The sequence below is a fragment of the Massilia sp. Soil_C_3 genome, from assembly GCF_057657035.1.
The window spans coordinates 59,650-82,820 of record NZ_JBDGJG010000001.1 but is presented as its reverse complement, the minus strand read 5'-3'; the positions used below and the strand labels follow the sequence as shown (position 1 = coordinate 82,820).

At 64.6% G+C, this 23,171-nt stretch carries 21 protein-coding genes; 5 read left to right on the top strand and 16 right to left on the bottom strand.

Annotation, left to right across the window (positions count from 1 at the left end; genetic code table 11):
* The first annotated feature begins 126 nt into the window (after positions 1-126).
* Positions 127-906 (top strand): PEP-CTERM sorting domain-containing protein, encoded by a 780-nt coding sequence (locus tag AC3A6F_RS00325; protein WP_487677916.1) that lies wholly within the window; start codon positions 127-129, stop codon positions 904-906.
* A gap of 92 nt (positions 907-998) precedes the next feature.
* Here the strand turns inward: AC3A6F_RS00325 and AC3A6F_RS00320 are convergent, their stop codons facing one another.
* From AC3A6F_RS00320 to AC3A6F_RS00295, 6 genes are all read right to left on the bottom strand, one after another.
* Entirely contained in the window at positions 999-2,027 is a 1,029-nt protein-coding gene (locus tag AC3A6F_RS00320; protein ID WP_487677914.1) for a septal ring lytic transglycosylase RlpA family protein, read from the bottom strand.
* 20 nt (positions 2,028-2,047) lie between these two features.
* Positions 2,048-3,166, bottom strand: a complete 1,119-nt coding sequence (gene rodA, locus AC3A6F_RS00315; protein ID WP_487677912.1) for a rod shape-determining protein RodA — start codon at positions 3,164-3,166, stop codon at positions 2,048-2,050.
* Positions 3,167-3,169: 3 nt separating this feature from the next.
* A complete protein-coding gene (gene mrdA, locus AC3A6F_RS00310) occupies positions 3,170-5,155 on the bottom strand; it encodes a penicillin-binding protein 2 (RefSeq protein WP_487677911.1) in 1,986 nt (661 codons plus the stop codon).
* A 13-nt stretch (positions 5,156-5,168) separates the two neighbouring features.
* A complete protein-coding gene (gene mreD / locus AC3A6F_RS00305) occupies positions 5,169-5,687 on the bottom strand; it encodes a rod shape-determining protein MreD (protein ID WP_487677910.1) in 519 nt (172 codons plus the stop codon).
* Positions 5,688-5,693: 6 nt separating this feature from the next.
* On the bottom strand, positions 5,694-6,839 hold the full coding sequence (mreC, locus tag AC3A6F_RS00300; RefSeq protein WP_487677908.1) for a rod shape-determining protein MreC: 1,146 nt from the start codon (positions 6,837-6,839) through the stop codon (positions 5,694-5,696).
* Between the two features lie 100 nt (positions 6,840-6,939).
* Complete coding sequence (locus tag AC3A6F_RS00295; protein ID WP_005667820.1) at positions 6,940-7,983, bottom strand: rod shape-determining protein; 1,044 nt, start codon at positions 7,981-7,983, stop codon at positions 6,940-6,942.
* A 315-nt stretch (positions 7,984-8,298) separates the two neighbouring features.
* Between AC3A6F_RS00295 and gatC the strand changes: the two genes are divergently transcribed.
* From gatC to gatB, 3 genes are read left to right on the top strand one after another with little or no spacing between them, the layout of a single operon-like run.
* Positions 8,299-8,598 (top strand): Asp-tRNA(Asn)/Glu-tRNA(Gln) amidotransferase subunit GatC, encoded by a 300-nt coding sequence (gene gatC / locus AC3A6F_RS00290; protein WP_005667818.1) that lies wholly within the window; start codon positions 8,299-8,301, stop codon positions 8,596-8,598.
* A gap of 37 nt (positions 8,599-8,635) precedes the next feature.
* Positions 8,636-10,111, top strand: coding sequence for an Asp-tRNA(Asn)/Glu-tRNA(Gln) amidotransferase subunit GatA (gatA, locus tag AC3A6F_RS00285; protein WP_487677906.1), 1,476 nt, complete (start codon positions 8,636-8,638; stop codon positions 10,109-10,111).
* Between the two features lie 32 nt (positions 10,112-10,143).
* Positions 10,144-11,604, top strand: coding sequence for an Asp-tRNA(Asn)/Glu-tRNA(Gln) amidotransferase subunit GatB (gene gatB / locus AC3A6F_RS00280; protein WP_487677904.1), 1,461 nt, complete (start codon positions 10,144-10,146; stop codon positions 11,602-11,604).
* A 483-nt stretch (positions 11,605-12,087) separates the two neighbouring features.
* Here the strand turns inward: gatB and pyrE are convergent, their stop codons facing one another.
* Both pyrE and AC3A6F_RS00270 read right to left on the bottom strand, forming a co-directional pair.
* Positions 12,088-12,762, bottom strand: coding sequence for an orotate phosphoribosyltransferase (gene pyrE, locus AC3A6F_RS00275; RefSeq protein WP_487677902.1), 675 nt, complete (start codon positions 12,760-12,762; stop codon positions 12,088-12,090).
* A 33-nt stretch (positions 12,763-12,795) separates the two neighbouring features.
* Complete coding sequence (locus AC3A6F_RS00270) at positions 12,796-14,754, bottom strand: hybrid sensor histidine kinase/response regulator (protein WP_487677900.1); 1,959 nt, start codon at positions 14,752-14,754, stop codon at positions 12,796-12,798.
* 216 nt (positions 14,755-14,970) lie between these two features.
* Here AC3A6F_RS00270 and AC3A6F_RS00265 point away from each other — a divergent pair, with 216 nt between their 5' ends.
* Entirely contained in the window at positions 14,971-15,741 is a 771-nt protein-coding gene (locus AC3A6F_RS00265; RefSeq protein WP_137171570.1) for an exodeoxyribonuclease III, read from the top strand.
* Here the strand turns inward: AC3A6F_RS00265 and AC3A6F_RS00260 are convergent, their stop codons facing one another.
* The 8 genes from AC3A6F_RS00260 to gshB form a co-directional block, all read right to left on the bottom strand.
* On the bottom strand, positions 15,742-16,680 hold the full coding sequence (locus AC3A6F_RS00260) for an RluA family pseudouridine synthase (RefSeq protein WP_487677897.1): 939 nt from the start codon (positions 16,678-16,680) through the stop codon (positions 15,742-15,744).
* 7 nt (positions 16,681-16,687) lie between these two features.
* Entirely contained in the window at positions 16,688-17,572 is an 885-nt protein-coding gene (locus tag AC3A6F_RS00255; protein ID WP_487677895.1) for a M48 family metallopeptidase, read from the bottom strand.
* A 138-nt stretch (positions 17,573-17,710) separates the two neighbouring features.
* Entirely contained in the window at positions 17,711-18,328 is a 618-nt protein-coding gene (metW, locus tag AC3A6F_RS00250; RefSeq protein ID WP_487677893.1) for a methionine biosynthesis protein MetW, read from the bottom strand.
* Complete coding sequence (metX, locus tag AC3A6F_RS00245) at positions 18,325-19,461, bottom strand: homoserine O-succinyltransferase MetX (RefSeq protein WP_487677891.1); 1,137 nt, start codon at positions 19,459-19,461, stop codon at positions 18,325-18,327. The genes metW and metX overlap by 4 nt, the downstream gene beginning before the upstream one ends.
* 73 nt (positions 19,462-19,534) lie before the next feature.
* Positions 19,535-21,304, bottom strand: coding sequence for a phosphoenolpyruvate--protein phosphotransferase (ptsP, locus tag AC3A6F_RS00240; RefSeq protein WP_487677889.1), 1,770 nt, complete (start codon positions 21,302-21,304; stop codon positions 19,535-19,537).
* Between the two features lie 38 nt (positions 21,305-21,342).
* Positions 21,343-21,612: an HPr family phosphocarrier protein gene (locus AC3A6F_RS00235; RefSeq protein WP_005667800.1), complete on the bottom strand. Its 270-nt coding sequence runs from the start codon at positions 21,610-21,612 to the stop codon at positions 21,343-21,345.
* Between the two features lie 69 nt (positions 21,613-21,681).
* Entirely contained in the window at positions 21,682-22,083 is a 402-nt protein-coding gene (locus AC3A6F_RS00230; RefSeq protein ID WP_005667799.1) for a PTS sugar transporter subunit IIA, read from the bottom strand.
* 4 nt (positions 22,084-22,087) lie between these two features.
* A complete protein-coding gene (gene gshB / locus AC3A6F_RS00225) occupies positions 22,088-23,032 on the bottom strand; it encodes a glutathione synthase (RefSeq protein WP_487677886.1) in 945 nt (314 codons plus the stop codon).
* Positions 23,033-23,171: the final 139 nt, after the last annotated feature.

Sequence of the window (23,171 nt, the reverse complement as noted above, 5' to 3'; positions counted from 1 at the left end):
CGAATTTCTTTACACAAGAATTTCCCAAAGAAAATAAATGTAATTAAAACAGACACTTATGTTTCTGGCACGCAATTTGCTCCATGTCAAAGTGTGTTGTTAAAATTTAATTCCAAGGGGATCTCCATGAAACAGACCATCATCGCCGCACTGCTCGCCGCCACCTGCGCATTCTCGACCTCGGCCTCCGCCGAAACCATCAACCTGGACGGCTCGTTTGGCACCAGCCTGTCGAGCAAGACCTACGATACCGTCTTCAAATCGAACCTCGAAGGCAAGTATGAACTGAACAGCCTGACGTTCTCGTTCGCCTTCCTCGACAACGGCGGCACCTTCAAGACGAGCGACCCGAAGCAGACCAGCTACCACGCCGGCAACTATAAATGGTCGAACTCGCTCGGTGCCTACCTGCGCACGGTCGATGTCGGCCATACGATCACCAAGACCAGCAAACAGGAAGCCGCGCAACTGTCGTTCGGCGACCTGGTGCTCGGCAGCGGCGCGACCGAATACAACGAGAAGAGCGAAAATGGCGGTACGAAATCCGTGCGCGTCGTCGACGGCAAGGACTGCTTCCTGTTCTGGTGCGATTATTACAAGTCGGACGTGAAGACCAAAACCACCATCGTGACCCAGGATTACACCGGCGGCTTCTCGATTACCGGCACTATCAATGACCGGGACCTGATCAACCAGCTGTTCAACAACGGCGACCTGAGCCTGAGCCTGAAAGTCGTCGGCGACCTGCTGCTGACCGGCAGCAGCCTCGTGCTGGACTACACCAAGGTCGAAGATCCAGTCGAAGTGCCGGGCGAAGTGCCTGAGCCATCGAGCGTCCTGCTGGCAGGCGCCGGCCTGGCCGCGATCGGCTTCCTGCGCCGTCGCCGCAATACCGCCCAAGCATAAGCGGTTCTTTTCCGCTCGAAGAAATGGCCGGTTCGCCGGCCATTTTTCATGGCGACGTCACCGTTCGCCACGGGCCGTACGTTGCCGCCGGATCAGCGCTGGACCACGATCGGCCTGAAGCCGAGGCTGGCCGGCAGCGCGCGCATGGCTTCCAGCGCTTCGGCGCGGCTGGCGTAGGGGCCGCCATACAGGCGGTTCAGGGAACCCACCTTCACCACCTCCAGCTTGCCCAGCCCGACGCCGGCGTTGGTGATCTTTTCGCCCATCGCCTCGGCGGTGCCGGCCCGGCCATAGGCGCCGAACTGGATGAAATAGCGGCCGGCGCTCGCAGGTGCGGGAGCGTCCTCGGAAGCCGCCGGCTCCGCTTGACGCACCAGCGCCGCGCTGTCGGAATGGATCCGGTCTTCCAGCATCAGGGCCTCGATCTCGGGCGGCGCCGACTGCGCGATCGACACGACTTCGCGGCGCGCGGCCGCGATCTGCGCCGGCGGAATGATCGGATCGCCCGGGAACAGGCGCTCGATCTCGACTTCGTGGCTGCCCTTGCCCAGCAGGCCGAGCTTGAGCGCCGCCGTATACGAGACGTCGATGATGCGGCTGGCGTGGAAGGGACCGCGGTCGTTGATGCGCACCACCACCGAATTGCCGGTATCGAGGCTGGTCACGCGCACATAGGATGGAATCGGCAGGGTCGGATGCGCCGCCGTCATCTTGTACATATCGTACAGTTCGCCGGAAGCCGTGCGCTGGCCGTGGAACTTGACGCCATACCAGGTGCTGACGCCACGTGCGCTATACGGCACGTCGTTGCCCAACGGCGTATAGGTCTTGCCCAGCACCGTGTAGGGACGGCTGGTCCACTTGTTGAAGGGCTCGGCCTTGACCACGGCGTCGGGCACGTCGAGCAGGCCGTCGGGGATGTTGTCGCCCGGGCCGTCGTCCTTGTAATAGCCGCCGCGGCCCGACTTGGCGGCTGGCAGCTGGGGCGCCTTGCCGTGCTTGGCGCTTGGTTTATGTGGCCAGGGGAAAGGATTGAGCCGCTTGTGCTCTCCCGTGCTGCTGCATGCCGATACCAGGATGGCAACCGGTATGACCGCCAGGAAGCTTGTACGAACGCCCATTGGCTGTCCTTTATCAGAGTCTAAGTCTGCACCAGTTTACGATGTCTTTGAATACTCATCAATATGCCGGCGCCAAGGCCGAGCGTGATAAAGGCCGTACCGCCATAACTCATGAAGGGTAGCGGCACCCCCACGACAGGCAATATCCCTGAGACCATGCCCATATTGACGAAGGCATAAGTAAAGAAAATCATCGCGATCGAGCCGGCCAGCAAGCGGCCGAAGGTGTTCGGCGCATTGGCCGCGATCATCAAGCCGCGCCCGATCAGGAGCAGGTAGACGAACAGCAGGAACAGGTTGCCGATCAGGCCAAATTCCTCGGAATACACCGAGAACACGAAGTCGGTTGTGCGTTCCGGCACGAACTCCAGGTAGCCCTGGGTGCCCTGCATATAGCCCTTGCCGGCCATGCCGCCCGAGCCGATCGCAATGATCGACTGGATGATGTGGAAGCCCTTGCCCAGCGGGTCGGAGGTCGGATCGATCAGGGTCATCACCCGCTGGCGCTGATAGTCGTGCATCATCGACCAGCCGATCGGCAGGAAGGCCAGGACGCTCACCGTCACCGCGGCGATCGCCTTCCACGACAGGCCGGCCAGGAAGATCACATACAGGCCGGACGACGCGACCAGCAGCGAGGTGCCGAGGTCGGGCTGCTCCATGATGAGGGCGACCGGGATCATCAGGATCACGGCGGCCACGATGTAATGCCGCCAGCCGGCGACCTGGGCCCGGGTCTGGAAGTACCAGGCCAGCATCAGCGGCAGGCCGATCTTCATGATCTCGGACGGCTGGATGTCGATGACGCCGATGTGCAGCCAGCGCTGCGCGCCCTTCTTGATCAGGCCGAACATCGCGACCGCGACCAGCAGGGCCACGCCGATCGCGTAGACCGGCACCGCCAGCCGCATCAGGTTTTGCGGCGCGATGTTCGCGGCCACCCACATCACCGCGAACGACAGCAGGAAGTTGCGGATCTGGTGCTCGACCCGGTCGGGGAAATCGGCGCCGGCCGACATCATGGTGACCATGCTGATCGTCACCAGCATGGCCAGGATCAGGGTCAGCGGCAGGTCGAACACCATGAAGTACGGGCGCAGGCGGCGGCGCAGCGAGCGCCGTTCTGGAATATGGGCCATGGTTTATTCGATTCGGGTGGCGGTAGCGGTGGCGGGGGCCGCGGCGGCGACAACCGGGGCCGGGGCCGGCACAGGGGCAGGCGCCACCTTCTTGACGGTGACGGGACGAGCGCCTTCCTTCGGTTCCGGCGGCGGCGCCGGACGCTTGCCGAGGATCGCGTAGTCGAGGACCTTGCGCGCGATCGGCGCCGCCACGACACCGCCGAAGCCGGCATTCTCGACCACCATCGCCAGCGCGATGCGCGGCTGCTCGACCGGCGCGAAGGCGGTAAACAGCGCATTGTCGCGATGGCGTTCGTCGATCGCATTGGCATCGTACTTCTTGCCGCGCAGGCCGATCACCTGCGCGGTGCCGGTCTTGCCGGCCGAGGTATACGTGGCGGTGGAGAAGGCGCGTTGCCCGGTGCCTTCGCGCATCACGCCGGCCATCGCATCCTTGATGAAGTCGAGGTGCTCCTGCTTCATCGACAGGCGCCGGGTTTCCTTGGGCACCGTCAGGGTGCGCTCGCGGGTGATGCCGTCCTCGATCATCTTGACCAGGTGCGGCTTCATCACCACGCCGTCATTGGCCAGGATCGCGGTCGCATGCGCCAGCTGCAGCATGGTGTAGTGGTTGAAGCCCTGCCCGATCGAGATCGAGATGGTATCGCCGCCCACCCATTTCTGCGCCGCGCGGTTGCGCTTGAAGCGCTCGGCCTTCCATTCCTTCGACGGCAGCACGCCGACTTTTTCATGATCGAGGTCGATCCCGGTCGGCTGGCCGAAGCCGAATTCGCGCATGAATTTGGAGATGTTATCGATCCCCATCTCGTTGCCCAGCTGGTAGTAATAGGTGTCGCAGGAGTGGGCGATCGAGTGGTACATATTGACGATGCCGTGGCCGCCCGGCTTGTCGTCGTTGAAGCGGTGCCCGCCCAGCATGAAGAAACCGGGGTCGCGGATCGCGTCGTGCGGACGACGGTAGCCCATCTCGAGCGCCGCCAGCGACATGAAGGGCTTGAAGGTCGAACCGGGCGGATAGGTGCCCGACAGCGGACGGTTCATCAGCGGCCGGTCGAGCGAGGTGTTCAACTCGTTCCAGCTCTGGTAGTCGATGCCGTCGACGAACAGGTTCGGATCGAAGCCGGGCCGCGAAACGTAGGCCAGCACGTCGCCGGTCGAGGGCTCGATCGCCACCAGCGCGCCGCGATGGTCGCCGAAGGCTTCCTCGGCGATCTTCTGCAGCTCGATGTCGATCGACAGGATCAGGTTGCTGCCCGGGACCGGCGCCGTGCGCTTGAGCGTGCGGATCGCGCGGCCGCCGGCCGAGCGTTCCACCTGCTCGTAGCCCGTGACACCGTGCAGCTGGCGCTCGTAGCGCTTCTCGACGCCTTCCTTGCCGATATGGTCGGTGCCGTTGTAGTTGGCGGCGTCGTCGCCGTCCTCGATCGTGGCGGCTTCCTTGGCGTTGATGCGGCCGATGTAGCCGATCACGTGCGAGGCCACCTCGCCCATCGGATACTGGCGGAACAGGCGCGCCTGCACCTCGACGCCGGGAAAGCGGAAGCGCTGGGCGGTGAAGCGCGCCACTTCGTCGTCGGTCAGGCGGGTGCGCAGCGGCACGCTGGCGAAGCTGCGCGACTCTTCGCGCAGGCGCTTGAAGCGGCGCCGGTCGCGCGCATCGATCGCCACCAGCTTGGCCAGCTCGTCGATCACCGATTCCATGTCAGCCTGCAGCTTCGACGGCGTGATCTCGAGTGTGTAGGCGGAATAGTTGCGCGCCAAGACCACACCGTTGCGGTCCACGATCAGGCCCCGATTGGGCACGATCGGCACCAGCGCGATGCGGTTGTCCTCGGCCTGCGCCGCGTACTGGTCATGGTGCAGCACCTGCAGCCAGACCACGCGCGCGACCAAGAGGCCGAAGCAGATGAAGACGAGCGCCACCAGCGCCGTGAGGCGCATCCGGAACTGGTGGATCTCGCGGTCGCTGTCCTTGAACTCGGTCATTCTCGAAAAAACCTCAGATCGGGCGGGTATGGTCGCGGTCGACGGCGCGCCGCTGCGGCGCCAGCAGCAGCCAGGTGATCACCGGCCACAGGACCACCGCCACCACGCTCTCGACGAACGGCAGCAGCCCGGGGAAACGGCCGGAGACCGCCATGTGCACGACCAGCTGGATGGCCTGCGCCAGCAACAGCAGCGGGAACACGTGCATGGCCTGGGTCAGCAGCGGGAACCACAGCACGCGGCGGTGGATCATGATGGCCAGGTAGGACAGCACCGTGTAGGCAAGCGCGTTCTCGCCCAGCAGGCTGGCGTCGTGCACGTCCATCAACAGGCCCATGCAGAAGGCGACGCCGATGCCGACCTTGCGCGGCTGGTGGATGCCCCAGAACACCAGCACCAGCGCGACGAAGTCGGGCGCCCCAACCCAGCGGCCCCAGGGCATCAGGTTGAGCATGAAGGCGCACACCAGGCTGAAGGCGATGAACAGCGGGCTGACGGGCAGCAGGATGTAATGCGGACGGCGACCGGGCATGGCGGCTTACTCCGTTCGGGCGGCCGGCGCAGGCGCGGTCGCGGTCGTTGCAGGTGGCGTGGCGGCAGGGGTCGCCGGACGTGGCGTGGGCTGGGGCTGGGTCCGGCCCTGGGCCTGGGCCGCGGGCGGCATGGCCGGGGCAGTCGTCGCAGGCCGGTTGGCCGGCGTCGGCGCGCCGTTGGTGGGGGCCGGGGCGGCGGCGGGCACGCCGGCCGCCGGCAGCGGCGTGGCCGGCAACGGCAGCTGCGGCACCGGCGCCATCTTCGGCATATTACGCCGGCTGACCGCCTGCGGCGCCTCGGGCGCCGGGCGCGGCGGCAAGGCATTATGCGACATAATCACCAGCACCTGGCGATTGCGGTCGATGCCGGCCAGCGGCTGGCCGACCACGCGGCCGAACGAGCCGGCGGCCTTTTCGACCTGGGTCACGCGCGCCACTGCCAGGCCGGCCGGGTACATCCCGTCCAGGCCCGAGGTCACCAGCACGTCGCCCACCTGGATGTCGGCATCCTGGGCCACGAAGCGCAGGTCGAGCAGGCCCGTATTTCCGCGGCCATAGACGATGCTGCGCAAGCCGCTGCGCAGCACCTGCACCGGAATGGCCTGGTCCTTGTCGGTCAGCAGCGTGACTTCGGAAGTGAACGGGAACACGCGGGTGACCTGGCCGACCACGCCGGCGTGGTCGATCACCGGCAGGCCGAGCGACACGTCGTCGCGCGAACCGCGGTTGATCACGATGCGGCGGGTGGACGGGTCGCGCGCGTCGTACAGGATCTCGGCCATCTGCGACTGCACCGGCAACTGCTGCTTGCCTTCCATCAGGCGTCGCAGATGCGCGTTCTCGGCCATCTGGAACTGGGCTTGCTGCAGCAACTGGGCGCGCGCCAGCTCCTGGTGCTTGAGGGCCTGCACTTCCTTCTGCAAGGTCGACAGCGACGAGAAATAATCGCCCATATTGGCCAGCGCCTCGCGTGGCATCAGGGCCGCCATCTGCATCGGATAGAGCACGGTGGCCGCGACCTGGCGCACGCCGGACAGCAATCCCATGCGGGCGTCGACGAACAGCAATACGATGGCGATCAGTGCGCAGACCATCGCTTTGACTCGTGCTGGGGCGCCTTGTTTGAACAGCGGCGGAGGACTGTATTCCATGACGTCCGTTGGTGGTAACGCGGGCGATCAATACCAAGGCGGGCAGATGCGCGCAGCTTGTGACCGCACGCCCTGCCCGCCCCGGTTGATCACGTGCGTCTTATTCGTACGAGAAGATCGAACCAAGCTTGTCCATGCGCTCGAGCGCCATGCCCGAGCCGCGCACCACGCAGGTAAGCGGATCTTCGGCGGCCAGCACCGGCAGGCCGGTTTCTTCCATCAAGAGGCGGTCGAGGTCGCGCAGCAGCGCGCCGCCGCCGGTCAGCATCATGCCTTTTTCGGCGATGTCGGCGCCCAGTTCCGGCGGCGCCTGTTCCAGCGCGTTCTTCACGGCCGACACGATCTGGTTCAGCGGATCGGTAAGGGCTTCCAGTATCTCGTTGCTCGAGATGGTGAACGAGCGCGGGATGCCTTCGGACAGGTTGCGGCCCTTGACTTCCATTTCCTTGACTTCGGAGCCCGGGAACGCCGAGCCGATCGCCTTCTTGATCGCTTCGGCGGTCTGTTCGCCGATCAGCATGCCGTAGTTGCGGCGGATGTAGTTGACGATGGCTTCGTCGAACTTGTCGCCGCCCACGCGCACCGAGCCTTTATAGACCATGCCGCCCAGCGAGATGATGCCCACTTCGGTGGTGCCGCCGCCGATGTCGACCACCATCGAGCCGGTCGCTTCCGAGACTGGCAGGCCGGCGCCGATCGCGGCCGCCATCGGCTCTTCGATCAGGTACACCTGCGAGGCGCCGGCGCCGAGCGCCGATTCGCGGATCGCGCGGCGCTCGACCTGGGTCGAGCCGCAAGGCACGCAGATGATGATGCGCGGCGACGGACGGAAGAATTTCGAGTCGTGCACCATGCGGATGAACTGCTTGAGCATCTGTTCGGTGACGGTGAAGTCGGCGATCACGCCATCCTTCATCGGGCGGATCGCTTCGATATTGCCGGGTACCTTGCCGAGCATCTGCTTGGCTTCCTTGCCGACTGCCTGGATGGTCTTCTTGCCGTTCGGGCCACCTTCCTGGCGGATCGCGACCACCGACGGCTCGTCCAGGACGATGCCCAGACCGCGGACGTAGATCAGCGTGTTGGCGGTGCCGAGGTCGATCGCCAGGTCATTCGAGAAGTAGCTGCGTAAAAAACCAAACATGGGTGTCCTGATGCGCATCAATGTGCGCCTAAACATTGATCGGGGATTCTGTGCCGCACCTGCCAAGCAATGGGCACCGCGGACTTCGCATGCGCGGGCGCCGGGCTTTCGGCACGACAACGCATTAGCCCGCCATTCTACCTTATAATTTGTCGTTTACATGCTGAATACAGGTGGTTTTCCCCACCGAATTGCAAGCGATTTGGACGGTGTTTGCAGGGTTTTATCGCCTTTAAGATGCCGTTCGCTGACAACTTGCTAACATTCATTATTCGCCGAATCACTTTTTGCGCGCTGATGGCGTGCCATATAGCCATGTCCCTGACCCTTTCCGACGTAAAACGCATCGCCAATCTGGCCCAGCTCGACATGGACGACGCCCATGCCGAGACCGCGCTGGCCGAGCTGAACGGCATCTTCGCCCTGGCCGAGCAGATGCAGGCGGTCGATACCACCGGTGTGGCGCCGCTGGCCCAGCCGCTGTCGGCAATCCTGGCCCTGCCCCTGCGCCTGCGCGACGATGCGGTGACCGAAGAGAACCGCCGCGAGGACTACCAGGCGCCGGCGCCGAAGGCGCAGGATGGCCTGTACCTGGTGCCGAAGGTCATCGAGTAAGTCCGCCTCACGAAATCGCTAAAGAATCGACACGCACATGCATAACAAGACCATCAAGGAGCTGTCCGCGCTCCTGCACTCGAAACAGGTGTCCGCGACCGAGCTGGCGCGCCACTACCTCGGCCGCATCGACGCGAGCGGGCACAACGCCTTCCTGCACGTGGACCACGAACTGACGCTGGCCCAGGCCGCGGCCGCCGACGAACGGCTGGCGCAGGGCACGGCCGGCCCGCTGACCGGCGTGCCGATCGCGCACAAGGACATCTTCGTCACCCGCGGCTGGCGCACCACGGCCGGCTCGAAGATGCTGGACGGTTACGTCAGCCCCTTCGACGCGACCGTCGTCGACCGCTTCAAGGCGGCCGGCATGGTCACCCTGGGCAAGGTCAACCTGGACGAATTCGCGATGGGTTCGGCCAACGAGAACTCGGCCTATGGCGCGGTGAAGAATCCGTGGGACGCCAGCGCCGTGCCGGGCGGTTCATCGGGCGGCTCGGCCGCGGCGATCGCCGCGCGCCTGGCGCCGGCCGCCACCGCGACCGACACCGGCGGCTCGATCCGCCAGCCGGCCGCCTTCTGCGGCGTCACCGGCATCAAGCCGACCTATGGCCGCGTGTCGCGCTTCGGCATGATCGCCTTCGCCTCGTCGCTCGACCAGGGCGGCCCGATCGCCCAGACCGCCGAGGATTGCGCGCTGCTGCTGAACGAAATGATCGGCTTCGACGAACGCGATTCGACCAGCCTCACGGTCGAACAGGGCAACGTCCGCGAAGACTATACGCGCGACCTGAACAAGCCCCTGGCCGGCCTGCGCATCGGCGTGCCTGCCGAATACTTCGGCGAAGGCCTGGCAGCCGACGTCGAAGGCGCGGTGCGCGCGGCGCTCGATCAGTTCGTGAAACTGGGTGCGACGCTGGTCGACATCTCGCTGCCGAAGACGGCACTGTCGATTCCGACCTACTACATCATCGCGCCGGCCGAAGCCTCGTCGAACCTGTCGCGCTTCGACGGCGTGCGCTACGGCCACCGCGCCAGCGAGTACAAGGATTTGCAGGACATGTACCGCAAAACCCGCGCCGAAGGCTTCGGCAGCGAGGTGAAGCGCCGCATCCTGGTCGGCACCTATGTGCTGTGCCACGGCTACTACGACGCCTATTACGTGCAGGCGCAAAAGATCCGGCGCCTGATCGCCGACGATTTCCAGGCCGCCTTCGCCGACAAGTGCGACGTGATCATGGGACCGGTGGCGCCGACGGTGGCATGGGACCTGGGCTCCAAGGCCAATGACCCGGTGGCGAACTACCTGGCCGACATCTTCACGCTGTCGACCAGCCTGGCCGGCCTGCCCGGCATGTCGATCCCCTGCGGTTTCGGCGCCGGCGACAAGAACGGCAAGCGCCCGGTGGGCCTGCAAATCATCGGCAACTACTTCGCCGAGGCGAAGCTGCTGAACATCGCGCACCAGTACCAGCAGGCGACCGACTGGCACCAGCGTACGCCCGAAGGCGTGTGATCCGCGACGCTACTGAACAAAGAGAGAACACTATGCAATGGGAAGTCGTCATCGGTCTTGAGAATCACGTCCAGCTCACGACCCAATCGAAAATCTTCAGCGGCAGCTCGATCCGTTTCGGCGCCGAGCCGAACACGCAGGCCAGCCCGGTCGACCTGGCGCTGCCGGGCGTGCTGCCGGTGCTGAACCGCGGCGCGGTCGAGCGCGCGATCCGTTTCGGCCTGGCGGTCGGCGCAAAAATCGCGCCGCAATCGGTCTTCGCACGCAAGAACTACTTTTATCCCGACCTGCCGAAGGGCTACCAGATCAGCCAGTTCGAGGATCCGGTAGTCCAGGGCGGCACCGTCAGCTTCGCCTACGAGAAGGACGGCAAGCTGGAGACCAAGACCGTCAACCTGACCCGCGCCCACCTCGAGGAAGACGCCGGCAAATCGCTGCACGAAGACTATGCCGGCATGAGCGGCATCGACCTGAATCGCGCCGGCACGCCGCTGCTCGAGATCGTGTCCGAGCCCGAGATGCGCAGCGCGAACGAGGCCGTGGCATATGCCAAGGCCCTGCACTCGCTGGTGATGTGGCTGGGCGTCTGTGACGGCAATATGCAGGAGGGGTCGTTCCGCTGCGACGTCAACGTCTCGGTGCGTCCGGTCGGCCAGAAGGAATTCGGCACCCGCTGCGAGATCAAGAACCTGAACTCGTTCCGCTTCATGGAAGAGGCGATCCACTATGAAGTGCGGCGCCAGATCGAGCTGATCGAAGACGGCGGCAAGGTGATCCAGGCGACGCGCCTGTGGGACCCGGACCGCAAGGAAACGCGCTCGATGCGCACCAAGGAAGACGCGCAGGATTACCGCTACTTCCCCGACCCCGACCTGCCGCCGCTGGTGATCGGCCAGGACTGGATCGACCGCGTTCGTAGCGAAATGCCGGAACTGCCGGGCACCCTGCGCGCGCGCTTCACGGGCGAGTACGGCCTGCCGGAGTACGACAGCCTGGTCCTGACCTCGTCGAAGGCGATGGCCGGCTACTACGAAGCCGTGGTGGCGAAGGCCGGCAAGGAAAACGCCAAGGCGGCCGCCAACTGGATGATGGGCGACGTCTCGTCGACCCTGAACCGCGAAGGCGTGGACATCGGCGACGCGCCGGTGAACGCGGCGCAACTGGCGCTGCTGCTCAAGCGCATCGCCGACGGCACGATCTCGAACAAGGCCGGCAAGGAAGTCTTCGCCGCGATGTGGGAAGCCAAATCGACCGATGAAGCGCTGGCCGACACGGTGATCGACCAGAAAGGCCTGAAGCAGATCTCGGACACGGGCGCGCTGGAAGCGATCGTCGACGAGGTCCTGGCCGCCAACGCCAAATCGGTCGAACAATACCGCGCCGGCAAAGAAGCCGCCATCAACGCCCTGATCGGCCAGGCGATGAAGGCCTCGAAAGGCAAAGCCAATCCAGCCCAGGTCACCGAACTGCTAAAACAAAAACTCGCCGGCTAATCCGCTAGCCCATCGACAATGAGGGTCAGAGTAGAATTGTTGAGCAATTTCCAAAAATTGCCGGCAATTCGACTCTGACCCTCATTGTTTTCAAGCGCAAGCAATTGCCCAAGTCTCGCATTCTGTCCCCACTTATTGAGCTCGTGCGAGAAATTGTTCAATAAATCGACTCTGACCCTCATTATTGAGACGGTTCGAATTCCTCTGGAATCAACGATTTTTAGGCGCATTCCTCAAGCGCTCAGACGACGCTCGCCGTTGGTATAAACAGGAAATTAAATCGACTCCGCGGAGCAGCTAAATAATTAGGGTCAGAGTTGAATTGTTTGGCAACTCTAGAAAATTGCTCAATAAATCGACTCTGACCCTAATTAATTTGCAAGACTTTCCGCAAATCTAAATTAGGGTCAGAGTCGAATTGTTTGACAACTTTGAGGAATTGCCCAATAAATCTACTCTGACCCTAATTGTTGGGTAATTGCTTTAGATGCCGTAGCGGGTGCGGTAGGCGGCGACGGCGTCTTTGTGCTGGGACAGGCTTGCGTCCTGGGTGTGGGTGCTGAGGTAGGTGAACAGGTCTTCGAGGTTGGCGATCGAGATCACGGGGATGTTGAATTCGCGCGAGACTTCTTGTACCGCGGACAGTTCGGATAATTCGTCGTCCTTACCGGAGCGCTCCATGCGGTCCAGGGCGATCAGGACGGCGGCCGGTTCGGCGCCGGCGGCGCGGATCATCGTCACCGATTCGCGCACCGAAGTGCCTGCCGAGATCACGTCGTCGATGATGACGACCTTGCCCTGCAGTTTGGCGCCGACGATGGTGCCGCCCTCGCCGTGGTCCTTCGCTTCCTTGCGGTTGTAGGCGAACGAGGTGTCGCGGCCCTTCGCGGCCAGTGCCACGGCCGTGGCGCTGGCCAGGGTGATGCCCTTGTAGGCCGGGCCGAACAGCATGTCGAATTCGACGCCGGAGTCGAGCAGGGTCTGGGCGTAGAACTGGGACAGCTTGCCCAGCGTGGCGCCGTCGTGGAACAGGCCGGCGTTAAAGAAGTACGGCGACAGGCGGCCGGCCTTGGTCGTGAATTGGCCGAACCTCAATACCTCGGCCTCGACCGAAAAACCGATGAATTGCTGGCGCAGGTCGCTCCGCAGTTCGCTCATATAGTACTCCCCTGAATGTCGAAAGCGGCTATTTTAATCCGTCGCGGCGTCGGCCGCGACCACCCGCGCCACCTCGTCCGGATTGACCGGCTTGACCAGGTGGCGCTCGAAGCCGGCCGCCCTGCTCCGCGCATGGTCGGCCGCCAGCCCGTAGCCGCTCAGCGCCACCAGGCGGCAGCCCTGCCCGCCAGGCAGCGCGCGGATGCGCGCGGCGAGCTGGTAGCCGTCCAGCACCGGCAGGCCGATGTCGAGCAAGGCCACGTCTGGCCGGAAGCGCTCGACCGCGGCCAGCGCGCCGACCGGGTCGTGGTACACCTCGACCGTGTGGCCGTGCGCGCGCAGCAGGCGGCCCAGCGTATCGGCGCCGTCGGCATTGTCGTCCACCAGCAGCACGCGCTGCGGCGCAACGCCCAGCAGCGCGGCCGCAGCCGGTTCCGATGACGCCAGTGTCAGGGCTGCGCTGCTTAGCGGCAGGCGCACCACGAACTCGCTGCCCAGGCCACGTCCCTCGCTGTGCGCATGGACGCTGCCGCCATGCAGCTCAACGATATTCTTCACCAGCGCCAGCCCGATCCCAAGCCCGCCTTCGGCGCGGTCGATGCTGCGCTTGCCCTGGAAGAACAGCTCGAACACCTGTTCGCGCACCTCGGGCGCGAGGCCGATGCCGGTGTCGCGCACGCTGATCTCGACCGCTTCAAGCCCGTCGCGCCGTACGCGCAGCCACAGCCGGCCACCCAGCTCGGTATAGCGCGCCGCATTGGTCAGCAGGTTCGACACCACCTGCGCCAGCCGCACCGGATCGCCTTCCCACTCCAGGCCGGGCTCGAGGTCGACCTCGAGACGATGGCGGCGCTGTTCGATCAGCAGGCTCGCCATCTCGACCGCCTTGTCGATCACCCGCGCCAGTTCGACCCGCTCGACCTTGAGCTCGATCTTGCCGCGCGTGACGCGCGAGACGTCGAGCAGGTCATCCACCAGCCGCACCAGGTGGTCCACCTGGCGCTGGATGATCTCGCCCTCGCGGCCGTGCGCGCCATCGCCGCGCATGCGCATCAGCTGCAGCGCGGTGACGATCGGCGACAGGGGATTGCGCAGCTCGTGACCCAGCATGGCCAGGAACTCGTCCTTGGCCTGGCTGGCCGCGCCGAGCTCCACCAGCAATTGCTCGCGCTCGCGGTGGGCGCGCTCGATCGCCTGGCGGCTGCGCACGTGCTCGGTCACCTCGACCGCGACCACGATCACACCGTCCGGCCGGGCGTCGGCGCCCGCCAGCGGCTCCAGGCTGAACTTGAAATAGCGTTCTTCTAACCGTCCATGAGGATCGAGGCGGCTCAGCGCCAGCTCTTCCGCGTGATATGGCTCGCCGGTGGCGAACACACGCGCGATTCGCTCCGTTACGCCGCTGCCAGCCAGGCGCGGAAATGCTTCACCGAAGGTGCGGCCGACCGGATTGTCGCAGTCAAACAGCCCCAGATAGCGGCGATTGACCAGGTGAAAATGCAGCTCGGGTCCCATCAGCAAGGCCGCCGCCACAGGCGCGTTCAGCAGCATCGCGTCGCGCTGGGCCAGCGCCACATCGCGCTCGTGCCGCTCGGTCGCATCGCGCGTGAAGCAGCGGGTGTAGCGCAGCTGGCCATTCTCGAAATGCCCGTTCGAGTGGATCAGCACGTGCTTGATCGAGCCGTCCTTGCAGCGCAGCCGCGCCGGCTGGTCGTACAGCGCCCCACCCGACAGCAGGGTCGTCAGGATGTAGTCGATCGTGGCCGGATCGTCGTGGAAGTCGGCGATGTGGCGGCCGACGTACTCGTCCCACTCATAGCCGAGCAGCTGCAGTTCGGCGCGGTTGGCCCACAGGATGGTGCCGTCCGGGCCGACCCGGTGCAGGCCCTCGACGGCATTTTCCACGAAGTCGGCCAGTTCGGCGTTCGATGCGGCGGGCAGGCAAACGCCGGAATCGACGATGCCCGCGAGTAGCGGTTTGTCAGTGATCATGGACTTGGGAAGGAGGCAATCCGGCGTCGGGAATGACGCGGCGTGCGATGCAGGAGAATGCCTAGTGTAACAGATCGTTGCCCCTCATCACGGCCGCTACTGCATATACGCAACAGTCCTCAGGCATGACGACCGGTTCAAAAACGCGCTACACTGTCCAGCTAGTTGCCGGATGTCTACTGAAGTCCGCTGATCCATGACAGTCTTACCATCACCATGCCACGAATTATTTCCGCGAACCTGAACGGCATCCGTTCCGCCCACAAGAAGGGCTTCTTCGAGTGGCTCGCCACGCAAGATGCCGACTATATCTGCGTCCAGGAGCTCAAGGCCCAGGAAGCCGACATGACCGAGGACTTCCTGCGCCCGCACGGCTACCACGGCCACTTCCACTACGCCGAGAAGAAGGGCTATTCGGGCACCGGCGTCTACAGCCGCACCGCCCCGGACAAGCACCGCATCGGCTTCGGCTGCGTCGAATTCGATGCCGAGGGCCGCTACACGCGCTGCGACTTCGGCGACCTGACCGTGATCTCGCTGTACGCGCCGTCGGGCTCTTCGTCGCCCGAGCGCCAGCTGGCCAAATTCCGCTTCATGGAAGTGTTCCTGCCGCACCTGCAGGAGCTGCAGGCCGAGGGCCGCGAAATCGTGATCTGCGGCGACTGGAACATCGCCCACAAGGAGATCGACCTCAAGAACTGGAAGGGCAACCTGAAGAACTCGGGCTTCCTGCCCGAAGAGCGTGCCTGGATGACGCGCATCTTCGACGAACTGGGCCTGGTCGACGTGCACCGCGGCCTGGACCCGCGTCCCGAGCAGTACACATGGTGGAGCAACCGCGGCCAGGCCTATGCCAAGAACGTGGGCTGGCGCATCGACTACCACGTCGCCACCCCGGGCATCGCCAAGTGCGCCAGGACCGTGTCGGTCTACAAGGACGTCAAGTTCTCCGACCACGCTCCGCTGATCATCGACTACGAGCGCTAGTCAGGGCCAGTCCAGGCTGAACTGGCTCTCGAAGCTGCGTGGCTGGCCGGTCAATGGATCGTCGAAGGCGATCGAACGCGCCAGCAGCTGCAGCGGCGATCGAAAATCGTCGCCCTTGCACGGCAGCGCCACCGGATAGAAGGCGTCGTTCACGATCGGCGCGCCGAGCCGCGACAGGTGCAGCCGCAGCTGGTGCTTGCGGCCGGTGTGCGGATGCAGGCGATAGCGTGCCAGGTCGCCGCGCCGCTCGATCACCTCGATCAGCGTCTCCGAATTCGGCTCGCCCTCCACCTCTTCGCTGACGAAAAACTGCTCCGCATCCTGCATGCGGCTGCGGTAGGTAAATGGAAAAGCGCGTCCCGCCATCACTGGGGCCAGCGCCTCGTAGGTCTTCTTCACCACCCGCTTCTGGAACATCGACTGATACGCCCCGCGCGAGTCGGGATTGTGCGAGAAGATCACCACGCCCGCCGTCTCGCGGTCGAGCCGGTGGATCGGCACCAGGTGCGGCAGATCGTGGGCGCGCTTCAGGCGCACCAGCAGCGTCTCTTTTAGAAAGCGCCCGGTCGGGATGGTCGGCAGGAAGTGCGGCTTATCGGCCACCAGGATGTGCGCGTCCTGGAACAGCACTTTTTCATGGAACGGAATCGGCGTCTCGGCCTGCTCCAGCTCGCGGTAATACCAGATGCGCATGCCCTGGCGTACCTGGCTGTCGGGGCCCAGGGCAGCGCCTTTCGCATCGACGATCTCGCCGCGCGCCAGGCGCGCTGCCCAGGCTTGGCGGCTCACGTCAGGGAATCGCTCACAGAGAAAACGCAGCATGCCGCCAGCGCGGGTCTCGGTCAGCCACAGGTAGCTGGGCGAGACGCCGTCGCGGACCGGCAGCGGCACATGGGCATTGGCTTCGGCCTGCCGGCCCTTGACGACGACACGGCCCATCAAACCATCATTTCAGGGCGGTGCTCTGGTAAGCCGGCAGCTTGGCGACGCTCGTGTTCTTGGCGCGCGCGTACAGCGGCAGCAGCACATTCATGTGCGCTTCCATGTCCTTGATGCGGGTCTCGCCGCCCGGGTGGGTCGAGAAGATCTCGAGCGGCGCGCTCTGGTTCAGCGCCGCCATCTTGCGCCACAGCGCGATGCCGGCGCGTGGGTCGTAGCCGGCGCGCGACGAGATGTCCAGGCCCACCAGGTCGGCCTCGCGTTCTTCGTCGCGCGAGAATTTCAGCACCAGGAACTGGCCGGCATAGTTGGCGGCGGTGCCGGTGATGTTCGGGTCGACCCCGAAGATCCCCGACAACAGCGCGCCGCCGACCCGTGCGCCGAGCGCGGTGACATTGGTCTTGGCCAGGCGTTCGCGCCCGTGCTCGCGCAGCGCGTGCGCGATCTCGTGGCCCATTACGGCTGCCACTTCGTCGTCGTTCAGCTTCAGCTGATTGATGATGCCGGTATAGAAACCGATGCGTCCGCCCGGCATGCAGAAGGCGTTCACCTGGTCGGACTCGAACAGGTTGACCTGCCATTCCCACTTGCTCGCGGCCGGATTCCAGCGCGTGGTCTGCGGGATGATGCGCTGGGCGATGGTGCGCAGGCGCTTGAGCTGCGGATCGCCTTCCGGCGCCAGCACGCCCTTCTGCTTGGCCTCGCCGACCATTTCCGTGTACTGCTGGCGCGCGGCCTCGTTGACCTGCTCCTCGGGCGCCAGCACGCGCATGCGCGACAGCGGCTTGACCTCGATGCCGTCCTGGACGACGTTACCGGCTTCCTGGGCCGTAGCCAGGCCGGTCGCGGCAAAAAGGGAAAGACAAAGGGCAAGGCGTTTCAGTTTTATCATCTCGTCACCGACAGGCTGTTGTTAGCAGCGCCATCCTCTCAGAAATTGTTCAAAATGGGCAACACGCCCGCGCAGGATTGCCGTGGATCATGGAGCATTTGTCGCGCCCGCTCAAGCCGCGAACGCACATAAGCGTCATTACAGTGCTGGCGTCGCCTTCTTGCGCAAGCGGAACACCGCGAGGCTACCGCGCAGATTCGGCAAGAATTTAATGACCTTGCCATCGGCCAGCGCCACGCACTCCAGCACTTCGAGGCCGCACGACACCGCCAGTTCCTGGAAATCGTAGATCGTGGCATACCGCACATTGGGCGTGTCATACCATTTATAGGGCAGCGAGCGCGACATCGGCATGCGGCCCTTGAGCAGCGCCAGGCGGTGCGGCCAGTGGGCGAAGTTGGGGAACGACACGATTGCCTCGCTGCCCACCCGCACGATATCGCGCAGCAGCGCCTCGACGTGCTGCATCATCTGCAGCGAATTCAGGCACAGCACGGTGTCGAAGGTATTGTCGCCGAACAGCCCCAATCCCTTCTCCATGTCGTGCTGGATCACATTGATGCCGCGCGCGGTGCTTTCCAACACCTTGTCGTCGGCGATCTCGATGCCGTAGCCGCTGCAGCGCTTGCCCGATTCGAGGTAGCGCAGCATGGCGCCGTCGCCGCAGCCGACGTCCAGCACGTGGGCACCCTCGCCCACCCAGTGGGCGATGAAGGCCAGGTCGGGCCGCAAGGTATTCAGGTCGTCGAAGTTCATGCGACCTCCAGCGCAATGCGGTTGTAATAGGCGCGCACCACGTTCATATAGCGCGCGTCTTCGAGCAGGAAGGCGTCGTGGCCGTGCGGCGCGTCGATCTCGGCATAGCTCACGCGGCGCCGGTTGCTGATCAGGGCTTCGACGATCTCGCGGCTGCGCTCGGGCGAGAAGCGCCAGTCCGTGGTGAACGAGGCGACCAGGAACTGAGCGCGGGTTCCGCCCAGCGCCTTCGTCAGGTCGCCGCCATGCTCGCGCGCCGGGTCGAAGTAGTCGAGCGCCTTGGTGATCAACAAATAGGTGTTGGCGTCGAAGTATTCCGAAAACTTGTCGCCCTGGTAGCGCAGATAGGATTCGATCTCGAAGTCGATGCCGAAGTCGAAGTTGTAGTCGTTGGTCTCGGCCGCATTGCGCAGCTTGCGCCCGAATTTTTCCGCCATATCGTCGTTCGACAGATACGTGATGTGGCCGATCATGCGCGCGACCTTGAGGCCGTTCTTCGGCACCACATCGTGTTCGTAGAAGTCGCCGCCGTGGTAGTCCGGGTCGGTCAGGATGGCCTGGCGCGCGACGTCGTTGAAGGCGATGTTCTGGGCCGACAGCTTGGGCGTCGAGGCGATCACGATGCAGTGGCGCAGGCGGTCCGGGTACATGATGGCCCACGACAGCGCCTGCATGCCGCCCAGCGAACCGCCCATCACGGCGGCGAATTGTTCGATGCCGAGGCGGTCGGCCAGGCGCGCCTGGGCCGCCACCCAGTCTTCCACTGTCACCAGAGGGAAGGCGGCGCCATACGGCTTGCCGGTGGCGGGGTTCACATGCATCGGGCCGGTCGAGCCGAAGCAGGAGCCGAGGTTGTTGATGCCGATGACGAAGAACCGGTCGGTGTCGACCGGTTTGCCCGGTCCCACCATATTGTCCCACCAGCCGGCGCTCTTGGGCGTGGCGTAGTGGCCGGCCACGTGGTGCGAGGCGTTGAGCGCGTGGCAGATCAGCACCGCGTTCGACTTGTCGGCGTTGAGCGTGCCATAGGTTTCATACATCAGCGTGTAGTCGCCGAGCTGGGCGCCGCTTTGCAGCAGCAAGGGCTCGGCGAAATGCATGGCCTGCGGTGTGACTATTCCAAGAGATCCCATGGAGGTATTCAAAAGTGTTGGGTGGTGCGGTGGTGTTACTTGCGACGGCCGGGGGCGGGCCGTCGCCAAAACGTCAGAGGGCTTGCAGCTGCTCGACCGCGCTGGCGATCTCGCCCGGCTCCATCGCGCGCAGGATGCGCCGGGTACGGGTGGTGACCGCGCCCAGGTCGGTATTCAATATTTCTTGTTTCACCGCCAGCAGCTGCGCCGGATGCATCGAGAATTCGCGCAAGCCCATGCCCAGCAACAGGCGGGTGAGCTTGACGTCGCCCGCCATCTCGCCGCACACCGCCACATCCAGGCCGGCCTTGTGGCCGGTGGCGATGGTCGAGGCGATCAGCTGCAATACGGCCGGGTGCAGCGGATTATACAGGTGCGCCACCTCGTAATCGACCCGGTCGATCGCCAGCAGATACTGGATGAGGTCATTGGTGCCGATCGACAGAAAATCCATGCGCCGCACGAACAGCGGCAGCGCCAGCGCGGCGGCCGGGATCTCGATCATGGCGCCGACCTCGATGCCCTCGTCGTACTTGATGTTCTCGGCGCGCAGCTGGGCCTTGGCCTGCTCGATCATGTTCAGCGTCTGGTCGATCTCGAAGGCATGCGCCAGCATCGGGATCAGTATCCGCACCTTGCCGAAGGCGGATGCGCGCAGGATGGCCCGCAGCTGGGTCAGGAACAGCTGCGGCTCGGCCAGGCAGTAGCGGATCGCGCGCAGGCCCAGCGCCGGATTGAGCGCGGTCTGGTCGGTCTGGTCGAGCGGCTTGTCGGCGCCGACATCGAGCGTGCGGATCGTCACCGGACGGCCCTTCATCGCCAGCACCGCCTTGCGGTACTGCTCGAACTGCTCGTCTTCGCCGGGAATCCTGAGGCCCTCGGCGCCGCGGCCCATGAACAGGAATTCGGAGCGGAACAGGCCGACGCCATGGGCGCCTGCCTCCAGCGCGGCCGGGCAATCGTCGGGCAGCTCGATATTGGCCAAGAGCGTGATGGCGGTGCCGTCCTGGGTGACGGCCGGGGTCTTCTTGAGCTTGAGCAGGCGTTTTCTCGCCTTGGCCAGCGCCGCCTGGCGCTCGCGGTACTGCTCCAGCACCAGCTGGCTCGGATTGCAGATCACCACGCCGGCGTCGCCGTCGACGATCACCCAGTCGTCCTGTTCGACCAGGCGCGAGGCCTGGTCCATGCCCACCACGGCCGGGATGTCGAGGCTGCGCGCGACGATCGCGGTATGCGAGTTCTGGCCGCCGACGTCGGTGACGAAGCCGATGAAGGTGCGCGGTCCGCCGTCGCGATCGCGGAAGGCCAGCATGTCGGCCGGCGAGATGTCGTGGGCCACCACGATCATCTGCGGCGGCGGCTGGTCTTCGTCGAGCACGATCGGCGGCACGTTCAGCGCAGTGCCGGTCAGGACTTTCAATACCCGCTCGGCCACCTGCTGGATGTCGTACTTGCGCTCGCGCAGGTATTCGTCTTCGATCTCGTCGAACTGGGCCGACAGGTCGTCGATCTGGGTCACCAGCGCCCATTCGGCGTTGTAGTGGCGCGCGCGGATGATGTCGAGCGGCGCTTCCGACACCATCGGATCGGACAGGATCAGGGCGTGGACGTCGATGAAGGCGCCCAGCTCGGTGGGGGCGTCCTTGGGCAGGTCGGTCCAGAGTTCCTGCAGGTTGCGGTGCACGGCGGCGATCGCATCCTGCAGGCGGCGCACTTCGTTTTCCACCTGGTCGTCGGCGACCAGGTAGTGCTTGACGTCGAGCGCGGCCGGGGTGAGCAGATGGGCGCGGCCGATCGCGATCCCGCGCGAGACCGGTATGCCATGGAGAAGGAAGGAGGCCATGCTGACGTCTCCTGAACGAGATGCCGCTTTACGCGGCATTACTCGCCTTCGCCGAACTTGTCATTGACCAGGGCGGACAGGGCCGCGACCGCAGCTTCCTCGTCCTTGCCGTCGGCTTCCAGGGTCACCTTGGCGCCCTTGCCGGCGGCCAGCATCATGACGCCCATGATCGACTTGGCATTGATGCGGCGACCGTTGCGGGTAAGCCAGACGTCGCTCTGGTACTTGGCGGCCAGCTGCGTGAATTTGGCGGATGCGCGGGCATGCAGGCCCAGCTTGTTGATGATCTCGAGTTCTTGTTGAATCATATTCGCTTTATCGTTGTACTTGTCGAATCGCGCCCCTCGGCGCCTGCACCGTTACCGCTATGGCAATCCCTACCCTACCCGAATCCGGTTATCCACCCGCACCGCGCCGTTCTGGGCGCCCGCCAGCGCCATCTCGACCACCACATCGAGCGTGTCGCGCCGGTACGTGATCGCCCGCAGCAGCATCGGCAGGCTGATGCCGGCGATGACTTCCACGTGGCCGGCGTCGGCCAGCGAGTTGCAGCAGTTGGACGGCGTGCCGCCCTTGACGTCGGTGATCACCAGCACACCGTCGCCTTCATCGAGGCGCGCGATCGCCTCCCGCGCGAGGCCATTGACCTCGCCGATATCCTGGTCGGCGGCCACGTCGATCGCCTCGAAGCGCTCGGTCGGGCCGCGGAACACGTGCGCCACTGCCGCGATGAATGCCTGGCCCAGCGGCGCGTGGGTCAGGAGCAGGATGCCTACCATGATGTTATTTGTTTACCTTTTGTTCGACCGCGTCGATGAACATCGCGGCCACGTCGAAGCCGGTCTGGTCGCAGATTTCCTGGAAACAGGTCGGGCTGGTCACGTTGACTTCGGTGAGGAAGTCGCCGATCACGTCTAATCCTACCAGCAACAGGCCGCGCTCGGCCAGCACCGGGCCCAGGGCCTCGGCGATCTCGCGCTCGCGCGGGCTGATCGGCTGGGCCACGCCGAGGCCGCCGGCAGCCAGGTTGCCGCGCACTTCGCCGCCTTGCGGGATGCGCGCCAGCACGAAGGGCACCGGCTTGCCGCCGATGACCAGCACGCGCTTGTCGCCCTTCTCGATGGCCGGAATGAACTTCTGGGCCATGATGGTGTTGCGGCCGTTGTCGGTGAGGGTCTCGATGATCGCCCCCAGGTTCAGGCCATCGTTTTTCACGCGGAAGATGCCGGCGCCGCCCATGCCGTCCAGCGGCTTGAAGATGACGTCGGTGTGTTTGGCGTGGAACGCGCGCAGGCGCGCGGCGTCGGAAGTGACCAGGGTCGGCGAGGTGTGTTCGCTAAACTGGCCGATGGCCATTTTCTCGTTGTGGTCGCGGATCGCGCGCGGGCTGTTGATCACGCACGCGCCCTGGCGCTCGGCCAGTTCCAGCAGATAGGTGCCGTACACATATTCCATGTCGAACGGCGGATCCTTGCGCTCGAGGATGGCGTCGAATTCGCCCAGGTTCACATCGACGGCCGGGTCAAGGCGGTACCACGCGTCGGCGTCGCCGGTGAGGTGGATCTGCGCCACACGCGCGCTGACGACGCCTTCCTCGAGCACCATATCGCGCTGCTCGAAGTGGTAGATGGCATGGCCGCGCCGCGCCGCCTCGCGCATCATGGCGAAGGTCGAATCCTTGTAAATCTTGAATCCGGACAGCGGGTCGGCGAGAAAGGCGATTTTCATGGGGCGTCCATTCGAAGTAATGCCTGATTTTAGCCCGAAACGTGGAAACTCGCGGACCGGGCCCCTCATCCACTCACACCCGGAAACACACTGCAGCAATTTGTCGGGTATCACGCAACGCGACTGAGGCAGCTCAATC